Origin of the sequence: Tenacibaculum todarodis, from assembly GCF_001889045.1 — a bacterium.
GTDB lineage: Bacteria > Bacteroidota > Bacteroidia > Flavobacteriales > Flavobacteriaceae > Polaribacter > Polaribacter todarodis.
In genome coordinates, this window is the sequence record NZ_CP018155.1 from 1,410,822 (window position 1) to 1,424,029 (window position 13,208).

Sequence of the window (13,208 nt, forward strand, 5' to 3'; positions counted from 1 at the left end):
ATCAAAAAAAATGCCATTTATCAAAATTTAACATTTAATATGACTTTTTATTACCTCATCAAATAAATTATCTTCCAATAAAAAGTTTGTTTTGATACCTAAACAACTAACATCTTTCAATTTATCTTCTAAACGAACATAATCTTTTTCTGTTGTTAAAATTATTTTTTTATCTGATGAAATAGCATTAAATGTATTTTGAATACCAACAATATCCTTTGTTGAAAAAGCATGATGATCAGGAAAATTAAGATGTGTATAGTTTACATTTTTATTCGCTAAATAAGTAGTTAACGGTTTTGGGTTTGCTATTCCAGTTACTAAAACTACTTCGTAAGTTTTTAAATCATTAACCGAAATACTTTCGCTTCCACTTATATTTTCATCATAAGAAATACTTGTAAAAAACAATTGTTGATGCTTCTCTACATTTATTTTGCTTCTTATTTTTTGTTGTTCTTCTATAGATAAATCTGCTGGACATTTAGTAACAACAATAATATTTGCTCTTTTTGCTCCACTCCTACTTTCTCTTAAATTTCCTGTTGGCAATAGAAAATCATCCGTAAACAGATCGTTGTATTTTGTAAGTAAAATATAGAGACTTGCTTTTACTTTTCTATGTTGATATGCGTCATCTAATAAAACAATCTCTGGTGGATTTTCACCTTTTAATAATTGTATAATACCATTTGTTCTATCAGCATCAACTGCGACTCTAATATTATTAAACTTTTTAAAATACTGTAAAGGCTCATCACCAACATCTTCTGCAGAGTGATCTTTATTCAACAATAAAAAGCCTGTTGATTTCCTTTTATAACCTCTACTTAAAACTGCAATTTTGTTTTTGTCCTTTAAAAGTCTTATTAAATATTCAATCTGAGGCGTTTTTCCAGTTCCGCCAACACTTAAATTTCCGACAGCTATTACTGGTATATTAAACGTAGTTGATTTAAAAATTCCTTTATCAAACAAAAAATTACGAATTGAAGTAATCAAATCATAAATAACAGCAATTGGAAATAATAAAAAACGAAGTAGTTTCATTACTGCGAAAATAAAAAATTTATATAAATTTCTTGTTCAAGATACATCATTTAAAGTTTTAAGTAGATTTATGCTTAAAGATTGTAAAATATATTTTTTTTAGATTCCTGTTTTACAGGAATGACAGTTTTAAGGAAACTCAATGTAAAAACATTGAGGTATTTCTCTAATTAAAATCTTAACTTTGGTACTTTAACAAATTATTTACAAATGAAAATAAAAGACATAACCAATTATTTAGAAGAACTTGCACCACTTTCTTATGCTGAAGATTTTGACAATGTTGGTTTGTTAGTTGGTAATTACGCCACAGAAGTTGCAGGAGTATTAGTTACTTTAGATACTTTAGAAGAAACTATTGACGAAGCTATAGCTAAGAATTGTAACTTAATAGTTAGTTTTCATCCCATTATTTTTGGCGGATTAAAAAAATTAAACGGCAATAATTATGTTGAACGCGTAGTTTTAAAAGCTATAAAAAATGATATTGCTATTTATGCAACGCACACCGCTTTAGACAATACTCATTTAGGGGTTTCTGCTAAGATGTGTGAAGTTTTAGGAATTAAAAACCCGCAAGTATTACTTCCTAAAAAAAATATCATTAAAAAATTAACCACTTACATTCCGTTTGCCCAAGCAAATAACATACGAGAAAAACTTTTTGAAGTTGGCGCTGGTAAAATAGGAAACTATAGCAATTGTAGTTTTAACATGGAAGGAAAAGGTAGTTTTAAAGGAAATGAAAACTCTAATCCTGTTGTTGGTAATACAGGTGAATTAAGGTTTGAAGAAGAAACTTGTATTACGTTCATTTTTGAAAGCTACCTAGAAAGTAAAATTCTACAAACACTATATAAATATCACCCTTACGAAGAAGTTTCCTATGAAATTATCACTTTAGAAAACTACAATCAAAATATAGGAATGGGAATGATTGGCGAGCTTCCTTCAGCAATAACAGAAGACGCTTTTTTAAAATTAGTGAAAAAAAAATTTAAAACTGGCTGTGTGCGTCATTCTAATAAATTAGATAAGAAAATTAAAAAAGTTGCTGTTTTAGGTGGCTCAGGAAGTTTTGCTATTAACAATGCAATTCAACAAAAAGCAGATGCTTATATAAGTGCAGATTTTAAGTATCACGAGTTTTTTAAAGCTGAAAATAAAATTTTATTAACAGATGTTGGTCATTATGAAAGTGAACAGTTTACAAAAAACCTTTTAGTTGAGTATCTCTCGAAAAAATTTACTAAATTTGCGGTCATTTTATCAGAAAAAAGTACGAACCCAATATATTATTTTTAAACATGGCAAAAAAGAAAGAAATTACGGTTGAAGCGAAATTAAGAGCACTGTACGACTTACAATTAATTGACTCTAGAATAGATGAAATTAGAAATGTACGTGGAGAATTACCTTTAGAAGTAGAAGATTTAGAAGATGAAGTTGCCGGATTAAATACCCGTGTTTCTAACTTAGGTGAAGATGTTACTAATCTTGAAACAGATATTAAAAACAAAAAATTAGCAATTGACGAAAGTAAAGCGCTAATGGCAAAATACGAAGAGCAACAAAAGAACGTACGTAACAATCGTGAGTTTGACTCTTTAGCTAAAGAAACTGAATATCAAGAATTAGAAATTGAATTAGCTGAAAAACGTATTAACGAGTTTAAGGCTAAAATTGAGCAAAAGAAACAAGTAATTGCTACAACTACGGAAAAATTAAACAGACAAGAAACTCATTTAGGACACAAAAAATCTGAACTAGATGCTATCTTAAAAGAAACTGAAAAGGAAGAAGCACTTTTAAAATCTAAATCTGAAGAATTTTCTAAATCTTTAGACGCACATTTATTTGCTGCTTATTCTAGAATTAGAAATAAAGTAAAAAACGGCTTAGCTGTAGTTTCTATTGAGCGTGGAGCTTCTGGAGGATCTTTCTTTACAATACCACCACAAGTACAATTAGAAATAGCAAACAGAAAGAAAATTACTATTGATGAGCACAGTGGTAGAATCTTAGTGGATGCTGCTTTAGCTGAAGAGGAAAAACAAAAAATTGACAAGATTTTTGCTTAATCTTTTTTAATTATAAAATAAAAAACTCGAAGCTTAGCTTCGAGTTTTTTATTTTATAGAAACACTAAATCTAGTATTTTAATTTCTTTAGATAATCTAACTTTAATTGCCAAACATCTAAATCTTCTTTATGTTTATTAATACCTTGTCTAACATTAATAACAAACGGATTATCTTCAGTAGCATTAGAAATAAAACTTAAATTATTCTCTAACTGTTGCATCTCTCTAACGGTTTCATCAATTTTCTTACGTAAAAAGAATTGCTCATTATCTAGTTTTCTAAAATCTTCTTGATCTAAGTAACTATTAATAACATTCTTAAATTTCATCATGGCAACTTCTTCTTTACCAAGATTTAATTTTTCGTAAGCAGCATCTATCTGTTTATTAAATTTACCATCTAAATGACGCATATTTCTTGGCAAACTACCTAATTCCTTCCATTTTTCAATAGCTAAATTCACGGCATCTAAAGAAGAAGTCTCTTCCGATTTAAATGCTTCTAAATAGGCTACTTTAGTATCTACAACAACTTGTTGTTCTTTATTTAATTCATTTTTACGAGCATGTAATCTATCAAAATAAAAATTACAAGCTGCTTTAAAACGTTTCCAAATATCATCAGAAAATTTACGCGGCACATGACCAATTTTTTTCCAATCAGATTGAATACGTTTCATTGTATTTGTAGACTCTTCCCAATCTTCACTTTCTTTTAAACTTTCAGCCAATTCAATTAAAGCCATTTTTTGCTTTAAATTATCATTCTGACTTCCTTTTTCATGTTTATAAAAAGTATTCTTAGCAGCATTAAATTTCTTTGTTGCACCTTTAAATTTTTGCCAAACAGCCTCACTCTTTGCATAAGGCAACTTACCAGCATCAAAATACTCTTTACGTAAAGCTTCAATTCCTTTAATACTATTTTGCCAATCTTTATGCGTTTTATTATTAGAAGTATCAAACGCATCTATTTTTTCAATAACTGCTAATTTAACATCAATAATACCCTGATATTGAGATTTTAAAGCACGAAAATGGTCATGTCGTTTATCATGAATAACCTTAGTTGCTTTGCTAAATTTTTGCCATACATCTTCTCGGTACTCTTTACTTACAGGACCAATTTCTTCTTTCCAAAGCTTGTGTAAATCTTGTAATTCTTTAAAAGCATCGTTAATATTATCTTTTGCAGCTAAACCTTCTGCTCGTGCAATTAACTTTAATTTCTCTTCTAAATTATGCTTAAAATCTAACTCTCTAAAATCTTTACTTAAGTGTAATAAATCGTAAAAACGCTCTACATGATGATGGTAAATTTTCCAAGTATCATTATACTTAGTTCTTGGCACGGGTCCAATACTTTTCCACTGAGTTTGCAGGCCTTTAAAATCGTTATACATGGTTTTTGCATCACCACTTTCTATAAGTTCTTTAAGCGCATCAATAACTTGATTTCGCTTATCTAAATTTGCCTTAAGCTGCCCTTCTAACGCTTTGTAGTAAGCATCTCTTTTAGTCTTATATTCTCCTAAAAGTGTATTGTAAGAAGATTTTATTGGACTCGAAAACTGAAAATCAATAACATTACCACCTTCCGCTAAAAAAGCTTCTTTTTTATCAGACAATAACTTACCAAACTTACTATTAAAAGCATTTTTAATAGCATCTGCATTTGTTTTTATTTGCTGTACAGGATTGTTTTTAACCAACTTTTCAAGCTCTTCTACCAAACCTTCTAATTCCATAGACTCATAATCGAGCATCGGAATTTCATTTTTTTCGTCAGATTTTTCTGCATCTTCAGCAACCTGATTATCAATAGCCTCAATTACTTCAGTGGTTTCTGGCGCCTCTGCTTCAGAACTCTCAAGGTTCTCTACAGCTTCTTCGGTGTTTGTTAACGGATTAACATCAACATTTTCAACTTCCTTTTCAGGATTTTCATTTTTATCCAACATATCTACAATGTTTAAGTTCTAATATTAGTACGTAAAGATAACAATGTATTCCAAAAACAGCAAATTAATATTTGGGCGTTCGGGCGGGCTTTACACTATATCTTTATTATACATAAATGCTATCGCATTTTTTTATAATAAAGGATGCCGTTTCAATCCCTAACGCAGCCTATTTATGCAGGTATTTCTACTCTTTAATTCCGTTCCAAATTTGCCAAGATTTTTCGGCTTGCAGCTCCAACATTCTTAACCCATTCTTAATAGTTACCCCTCTTTCTTTACCTTTAGTTAAAAAAGCTGTTTCTGCAGGGTTGTAAATTAAATCGAATAATAAATGTTTTTCAGTTAAAAACTCATACGGTATTGATGGATAATTAAACACATCTGGATGCGTGCCTAAAGGCGTAGAATTTATAATAATTGTATGTTTTTGTATTACTGCTTTCTTTAGTTTATTGTACCCTATTTGTTTCTTCCCCTGCGGATTTCTACTCACAAACTTAAACGAAACTCCAAGTTTTTTAAGTGAAAAAGCAATAGCTTTAGAAGCGCCACCAGTTCCTAAAATTAACGCCTTTGTATGGTGTTCTTTTAACAACGGTTCTATAGATTTCTGAAAACCATACACATCTGTATTGTAACCTTTCAACAAACCTTTTTTGGTCACTTTAATCGTATTTACCGCTCCAATTTTCTTTGCAGCTTTAGACATTTTATCTAACAGCGGAATTACAGCTTCTTTATAAGGTATGGTTACATTTAAACCACCAAGTTCTTCCTTATTTTTTGCTATTAATTTTGGCAACTTATCAATAGATTGAATATCAAAATTTACATATGTATTCTTATCTAATTTTAATTGCTGAAACTTTTCAGTAAAATATCCTTTAGAAAAAGAGTACGAAATATCTTTTCCAACAAGTGCAAACAATTTATTTTTTTCTTCTACGTCCATAAAAATCTATTCCTAATATTAATGCGATTCCAAATACAATAAAAAAAATTGCGAACCATGTTTCTGTCATTTGTAAATTTGGCAAATAACGTTGGTAGTTTTCAATAATTTTATCTCCATTTATATCTATAAGCGCTGTTCCATTTTCTTGTACAAACAGTGTTTTTTTCCAAGGCCAAACAATACCTAATGAGCCTGTTATAAATCCTATAATAATTGCATTTACAATCTGATTCCAGTGTTTTAAAACATATCCTAAAACATGCGATATAGAAACCAATCCAAATGCAGATCCCGTTGTAAAAACACTTATAATTTTTAAGAATCGAATATTTTCTGGATCACTTAAAACATCAAAATTCCCTAAAAACAAATTAGTTACTATTCCTAAAAAGGCATTTACACTATCTACCAAAAGCAATACATAATTACCCAAAAGAATCAAGATAAAAGAGCCTGAAAGCCCAGGGAGCGTCATTCCAGAAACGCTAATAATTCCGCAAAGAAAAACAAACCATAAATTATCATTTTCTTTTGCAGGCGATAAAAAACTAATTGCAACTCCAACTGAAATTCCAATAATTAAACTTACAATATCTTTAGCTCTCCAAACTCCAAAATCTTTAGATATATAATAAATTGAGCCTATAATCATTCCGAAGAACCAAGACCAAACATAGAGTTCATAATGTTTTAAGAAATAGTCTAAAACTAACGATATGCTAAAATAGCTAAACATAGTTCCAGAAAGTATAAGCATTAAAAAAGGTAAATTGGTGTATTGAGAAAAACTCTTAAACCTACCGTTAAAAAGCAATAAAAATGCTTTTTTATTTATACGTCTAAAGCTAAAGATTAACTCTTCATAAAAACCTATAACAAAAGCAACCATTCCTCCAGAAACTCCAGGAACTTTGTTTGCGCCGCCCATAGCTAGTCCTTTAAGAAAAAGCCCTATTTTATTAGATAAAGTTCTAGATTTATACATTGTTTGGTAACTGTCGGAGACGAAGTTACGTAAAATTAATTCTTCTTAACCGCTAATTTTTCAAGTAATAAAATTAGCGAAAAACCAACAATCATTAATACAATTCCAAATACAATTTTAGGATCTCCATCAAAAGAAGTTGGTAAAACAGACTGCTCATTAAAAGGCACGTTTTCTCCATGAGAATTTAAACGATATGTTAACACCTTTTTCCAAGGCCAAATTTTATTTAAAGAACCAATAATAAAACCTGTTAACGCTACCAATGTGTAATTTTTATAGTGGGTAAACAACCATTTTAAAACTCTAGAAAAAGTTAGTAAACCCACAAATGCTCCTGCTCCTACTAATGCTATTGTTTTTAAATCTCTATTATTTATGGCTTCTAAAATTGGCTTATAAGCACCTAATAAAACTAAAATAAAAGAACCTGAAATTCCCGGTAAAATCATAGCACAAATTGCAACTGCTCCCGCTAAAAACATAAACAAAGGCGAAGAACTTTCAGATATTAAAGGATTTAAAGTTGTTATATAATACGCCAAAACAGCTCCTAAAACCAATAAAACATAAGAAACTACGTTCCATTTTGTAATTTGTTTAGCAATGTAAATAATACTTGCCAAAACTAATCCGAAGAAAAAAGACCACAATAAAATTGGTTCATTTTCTAACAACCATTTTATGGCTTTTGCTAGTGAAACAATACTTATAAAAATACCTGAAAACAATGCTAATAAAAAATTACCATTTAACTGTTTCCAAGCACTTGAAAAACCTTCTTTTTTAAGGGTTTTAAATAAATCTAAATTTATATTACTTATACTCTCTAACAATTCTTCATAAATACCCGAAATAAAAGCAATTGTACCTCCAGAAACTCCTGGAACAACATCTGCTGCTCCCATTGCTAATCCTTTACAACCTATAAAAATATAGTCTTTTAATGTTCTACTCATTGTTTAGTTTGTTTGTGGCGAAGATAGTTTAAAAACATAAAAAAACCGAACATAAATGCTCGGCTTAACTGTAAAAGAAATTTTATTATTCTATAGCTTTCTTATAATTTTTTAATAATTGCTGAATCTTAACATTATCAAAAACTGCTGGATACAATTCTTGTATTATTATATGGTACTCATAATCTATTTTCATTCCGTTAATTAAATGATCTCTACCGTAGTTTTCTTTATTCAATATAAAAAACAATCCCGCTAACCTATATTCTAATTCGGCAAAATCTTTATATATTTTCTGTGCTTCAAAAATAGTCTTTAAAGCATCATTAAAATCACCTAAAAATAGTTGAACATCTGATAGCGCTGTAAAAATTTCAAGATCAATATCTCCCAACTCCATACACTTTTTGTAACCTTTTACAGTTTCTTCAAAAAAGTTTAATTTTAAATTGATGCTGGAGTATTTATGCCAATACATTGGATTTGCATCATCTATTTTCAATGCTTTCCCTATATAATATGCTGCTTTTTGATACTCTTTTTGCTCATAATACAAGTTAGTTAACAACAACCAGCTTTTATCTAACAAAGGATCTTCATGTACGGCTTTTTTATAATATCTAATTGCAACTTCTTTCTTTCCTAATCTCTCATAACACTCTCCTACTCTTGTATACGCAAATGCTGTTGGATCATCTAATTCTAAAGAAATTAAATAATTATCTATTGCTTCTTCATAACGATTTAACGCTTCTAAAGTTTTAGCTTTTTCTAAATAACCTCCAATAAAACTCTCATCAATTAAAACCGAATAATCAAAAGAAGTTAATGCTTCTTTAAACATATTTAGGGTAAAATACTGTCTCCCTAATTGATGCCAAGCTACTTCGCAATATGGATTTTTATCTACGTAAGAATTTAAAAACTTTATAGCTTGCTCATGATTTTCTTGCATGTCAAAACAATACACAACATTATAAAGTGATGAGTAATCTTCAAAATCTACTTCAACACATTGTATAAAGTTTAAACGAGCATTATCGTAATCATCTAAATACAAGTATTCCATACCTATTAAAGACCAAATATCTGCTTTGTCATCAGAAAAAGCCAATGCTTTTTCAAGATTTTTGATAGCATCTAAATGCGCTCCACTTTTAGATAAAATAGTAGCTTTTTGAATAAAAACCTCATCGTTTTGAGGAGAAACTACTTCCAACCTCTTAACTAACAGCGTTGCTTCTTCTAGTTTATTCTCAAAAATAAGGAGTTCTATTTGTAGTAGTTTTAGATCTACAGAAGTTGGGTGTTGTTCCATCCCAAGTTTAACTGCTTTTCTAGCTAAAGAATGTTTACCCACATCAAGATAGTGAACTATAATTTCCTCAAACTCAACCAAATCGAAAAAATAAATATTATTTGTTTTAAGCATCGATTCAAACTTTGATAAAGACATAGGCAAAGGTTTAGAATTACACTCTAAATGTACTACAACTATAATGCCGCTTAGAAACAATGCGTTTTTGTTTTCAACAATTTAATTAACAAATCGTTGATTTTATTGATTGTTAACTGCTAATAGGCTGATTTAAAATTCTTTTTGATATTCCATTATTATTTTTTTATATTTGGAATCTTAATTTGAATTTTCAAAAAAAAGAAGTTAACCTATAAAACAAAAAATCATGAGCAAGTTTGACGAAAAAGTAGCATTGTATAAAAAATTTATGGATGATAGAGATTTACGCTCTAACACAGATTTATTAAAAGCCGTAACAAAAGGATTAGGTCCATCAATTTATAAAAAAGATGCTGAAACTGTATCTGGCTCTGACGCTAAAGAATTAGAAACGGTTAAGAAAAACTTCTTGATGAAAAAATTAGGTTTAGCTGATAGCCCTGAATTAGATGCAGGTATTGCTGAAGTTATGGAAAGAATTGGAAAATCCGAAAGAAATAAATATAGAGCAGTAGTATATTACATGCTAATGAAAAAATTTGATAAAGAATCTGTTTACGGTTTCTAAAAATAATTTTTATTATAATATTATAAAAAAATCCAACTCATTGAGTTGGATTTTTTACATTTACAGCAATTTAAATGTAGTTATTTAAGAATGTCACAATTTATTAGTGTTTTCGATATGCTCAAGATTGGCGTTGGCCCATCTAGCTCACACACATTAGGACCATGGAGAGCTGCCATGGCTTGGGTTCAAAAAATAAGAGAAACAAATATTTTAGGTGCTATAGACACTATAGAAGTGCATCTGTACGGCTCACTTTCTTTAACAGGAAAAGGGCACGCAACAGATTTAGCTATTCTTTTAGGCTTAAGTGAAGCAGACCCAGAATACATACCTATTGAAGATGTTTTTATAATTGTGGATAGAATTAATACACAAGAAGAAATTTATTTTAAAGGTGGAAATAAAATTAAATTTTTAAAAAATTCTATTGTTTTTAATAGAGGTTTTTTGCCTTTTCATTCAAACGGAATGACTTTTAAAGGTTTTTCTAACGGAAAAGAAATCTCAACAGAAACTTATTATTCTATTGGCGGTGGATTTATTGTTCAAGAAAACGATCATTTAGAAGAAGAAATAGAAATCACAAAAAAGAACTTTCCGTTTCCTATAAATAGAGCTATTCAATTAGAAGAATATTGCGAAAAAGAAAATTTACAAATTTCTGATATCGTTTTAAAAAATGAATTAGAACTCCGTTCTTCTGATGAAATTGATTTTGAATTGAATAGAATTTGGGAAACAATGTTAGAATGCATGTACATTGGCTGCCACACTGAAGGAAAACTTCCCGGCGGATTAAATGTAAAAAGACGTGCTTTTGATACACAAGCAAAATTGATTAAAGATGCTGTTTACTCCAACCCAGATGAATGGATATCTGCAATTAGAAGTAGCGAAGTAAAATTTAGAGAAATTTTAAAATGGGTTAGCTGTTTTGCCCTTTCTGTAAATGAAGTAAATGCTGCATTGGGTAGAGTTGTAACAGCTCCTACAAATGGAAGTGCAGGAGTAATTCCTGCAGTTTTAATGTATTATATGGTGATAGAAAACCATGACGCAAATTTTAACCACGTTAAAAAATTCTTATTAACCGCAGGAGAAATTGGTAGTATTTTTAAGAAAAACGCTACAATTTCCGCAGCAATGGGAGGTTGTCAGGCAGAAATTGGAGTTTCCTCAGCAATGGCAGCTGGAGCTTTAACAGAACTATTAGGCGGAACTCCCGCACAATGTTTGTCTGCCGCAGAAATTGCCATGGAACATCATTTAGGTTTAACTTGCGATCCAATTGCCGGTTTAGTACAAGTTCCTTGTATTGAACGTAATTCAATGGGCGCAATAAAAGCAATTCATGCCGCAGAAATTGCATTAGAAACTGACCCAAAAGAATCTTTAGTACATTTAGATGACGTAATTGACACTATGTGGGAAACCGCAAAAGACATGAATAAAAACTACAAAGAAACCTCTGAAGGTGGTTTAGCGGTTACCGTAAGAATGGTTGATTGTTGATTCAGTTTTCAGTAGGCAGTTTTCAGTATTCAGTTGACAGTATTCAACTGTACGCAATAAACACCTAAGACTGCCTACTGAAGACTGTGAACTGAAAACTGAGCACTATCTTGTAAAAACCAATTCCGTTTCATTAGACATTCCTTCAGAAAAACGATACTTATCAACATTAAAACCTTTTAATTCTTCAATAGTTTTAACGTTGTTCTCAATAATATAACGAACCATTAAACCTCTTGCCTTTTTAGCATAAGTCATTACAATTTTATACTCTCCGTTTTTTAAATCTTTAAAAACAGGCGTTATCATTGGTACTTTTAAGACCTTTTTATTTACCGCTTTAAAATACTCTGAACTTGCAAGGTTTATAAACAATTCATCATCACTAATTTCTTCGTTTAGTGCATTTGCAATTTCATCTCCCCAAAACTTGTACAAGTTTTCAGTTCTTCCAACTTTTAAACGTGTTCCCATTTCTAATCGGTAAGGCTGTATTAAATCTAGCGGTTTTAATAAACCATATAAACCCGATAGTATTCGTAAATTATCTTGTAATACTGGTAATTTTTCTTCAGATAAAGAATTTACGTCAATCCCTTGAAAAACCGCTCCTGTAAAAGCATAAATTGCTTGTTTTGCATTGTCTGGAGTAAATGGCGTTTCCCAAGTTTGATTTCTTTCATAATTTAAAGCAGCTAAATCATCTGAAATCTTCATTAATTCAGAAAGCTTCTTTCTAGATAATGTTTTCAGTTTCTTATTCAGTTTTTCAGATTGCTCTAAAAACTGTGGTTCTGTATGTAAACTTGTAGGCACTTTACTTTCAAAATCTAAAGACTTTGCTGGAGATATAATTATTTTCATATTGTAATTTCTTATGTGTAAAAATACAATTCTAGTTGATGTTTTTCAAAATGATTTGGAAAATAAATTTTATATCAAAATAGAAAAAACTGATGACTAATATTTAGTTTGTTTCTAAATTCCTTTTTAAGTAACTTCGCTAACGTTGAATATCCACAATTAAAACAATGGATATTCTTTTACATTAGCGAATTCCATTCTGTAATTACAAAAAATGATTATGATCCTTCGGAAAGTTTTAAAGAACTTAATCATTGCAAATTTAGCTGGTTTTTAAAGGAAAAATCAAGTAATTTCATCAGCTTGAATGTAAATTTGCATTTGTGATTGCTACTATTTTTAGAAAAAGAAAAAAATGACAAAAATTATAATTGAAAGAAGTTCTGAATGGAACAATAAAGCTAGAGAAATCGGAATTTATATTGATAGAGAAAAAGCCGGAACAATAAATGACGGAGAAACTCAAGAATATGAAGTTGAAAACGGAAAGCACGAGATTTTCGCAAAAATAGATTGGTGTCGTAGTCAAAAAATTGAGTTAAATACTATTGAAGGCAAACCAACAGTTTTAAAATTAACTGGATTTAAATATGGAGCTTGGATTTTACCAATTTGTACAGGAATAATGTCATTTTATTTTCTTGGAAAATACGCACTAAAAATTGACTTGAACTTTTTAATTGGATTTGCTTTAATCGGTTTTCTATATCCGTTATATTATATAACATTAGGAAAAAACAACTATTTAACTTTAAAGAATAAGAACTTGTAATATAAATAAGAAAAATACACAAAATACCTAAAAC

General features: G+C 29.8%; 12 protein-coding genes. 5 read left to right on the top strand and 7 right to left on the bottom strand.

Annotated elements, in window-relative coordinates; all coding sequences use genetic code 11:
* Positions 1–27: 27 nt before the first annotated feature.
* Positions 28–1,050: a tetraacyldisaccharide 4'-kinase gene (lpxK, locus tag LPB136_RS06430; RefSeq protein ID WP_072555333.1), complete on the bottom strand. Its 1,023-nt coding sequence runs from the start codon at positions 1,048–1,050 to the stop codon at positions 28–30.
* A gap of 210 nt (positions 1,051–1,260) precedes the next feature.
* Here lpxK and LPB136_RS06435 point away from each other — a divergent pair, with 210 nt between their 5' ends.
* Positions 1,261–2,355 carry a Nif3-like dinuclear metal center hexameric protein gene (locus tag LPB136_RS06435; RefSeq protein WP_072555334.1) on the top strand — a complete coding sequence of 365 codons (1,095 nt, stop codon included), beginning with the start codon at positions 1,261–1,263 and terminating at the stop codon, positions 2,353–2,355.
* 2 nt (positions 2,356–2,357) lie between these two features.
* Positions 2,358–3,131, top strand: coding sequence for a zinc ribbon domain-containing protein (locus LPB136_RS06440; RefSeq protein WP_072555335.1), 774 nt, complete (start codon positions 2,358–2,360; stop codon positions 3,129–3,131).
* A 70-nt stretch (positions 3,132–3,201) separates the two neighbouring features.
* Here the strand turns inward: LPB136_RS06440 and LPB136_RS06445 are convergent, their stop codons facing one another.
* The 5 genes from LPB136_RS06445 to LPB136_RS06465 all read right to left on the bottom strand — a co-directional run bounded on the left by LPB136_RS06445 (position 3,202) and on the right by LPB136_RS06465 (position 9,452).
* Positions 3,202–5,094: a DUF349 domain-containing protein gene (locus tag LPB136_RS06445; protein WP_072555336.1), complete on the bottom strand. Its 1,893-nt coding sequence runs from the start codon at positions 5,092–5,094 to the stop codon at positions 3,202–3,204.
* A 187-nt stretch (positions 5,095–5,281) separates the two neighbouring features.
* Positions 5,282–6,049, bottom strand: coding sequence for a shikimate dehydrogenase family protein (locus LPB136_RS06450; protein WP_072555337.1), 768 nt, complete (start codon positions 6,047–6,049; stop codon positions 5,282–5,284).
* A complete protein-coding gene (locus LPB136_RS06455) occupies positions 6,027–7,037 on the bottom strand; it encodes a DUF368 domain-containing protein (protein ID WP_072555338.1) in 1,011 nt (336 codons plus the stop codon). Before LPB136_RS06455 ends, LPB136_RS06450 begins: the two co-directional genes overlap by 23 nt.
* Before the next feature lie 35 nt (positions 7,038–7,072).
* Positions 7,073–7,996 (bottom strand): polyprenyl-phosphate transporter, encoded by a 924-nt coding sequence (locus tag LPB136_RS06460; protein WP_072555339.1) that lies wholly within the window; start codon positions 7,994–7,996, stop codon positions 7,073–7,075.
* An 85-nt stretch (positions 7,997–8,081) separates the two neighbouring features.
* A complete protein-coding gene (locus LPB136_RS06465) occupies positions 8,082–9,452 on the bottom strand; it encodes a tetratricopeptide repeat protein (RefSeq protein WP_072555340.1) in 1,371 nt (456 codons plus the stop codon).
* Positions 9,453–9,681: 229 nt separating this feature from the next.
* On the opposite strand from LPB136_RS06465, the gene LPB136_RS06470 reads away from it, so the two are divergent.
* Both LPB136_RS06470 and LPB136_RS06475 read left to right on the top strand, forming a co-directional pair.
* Positions 9,682–10,023 (top strand): DUF2853 family protein, encoded by a 342-nt coding sequence (locus tag LPB136_RS06470; RefSeq protein ID WP_072555341.1) that lies wholly within the window; start codon positions 9,682–9,684, stop codon positions 10,021–10,023.
* A 90-nt stretch (positions 10,024–10,113) separates the two neighbouring features.
* Positions 10,114–11,538 (top strand): L-serine ammonia-lyase, encoded by a 1,425-nt coding sequence (locus tag LPB136_RS06475; protein WP_072555342.1) that lies wholly within the window; start codon positions 10,114–10,116, stop codon positions 11,536–11,538.
* 105 nt (positions 11,539–11,643) lie between these two features.
* Here the strand turns inward: LPB136_RS06475 and yaaA are convergent, their stop codons facing one another.
* Entirely contained in the window at positions 11,644–12,402 is a 759-nt protein-coding gene (gene yaaA, locus LPB136_RS06480; RefSeq protein WP_072555343.1) for a peroxide stress protein YaaA, read from the bottom strand.
* A 355-nt stretch (positions 12,403–12,757) separates the two neighbouring features.
* Here yaaA and LPB136_RS06485 point away from each other — a divergent pair, with 355 nt between their 5' ends.
* A complete protein-coding gene (locus tag LPB136_RS06485; protein WP_072555344.1) occupies positions 12,758–13,174 on the top strand; it encodes a hypothetical protein in 417 nt (138 codons plus the stop codon).
* Positions 13,175–13,208: the final 34 nt, after the last annotated feature.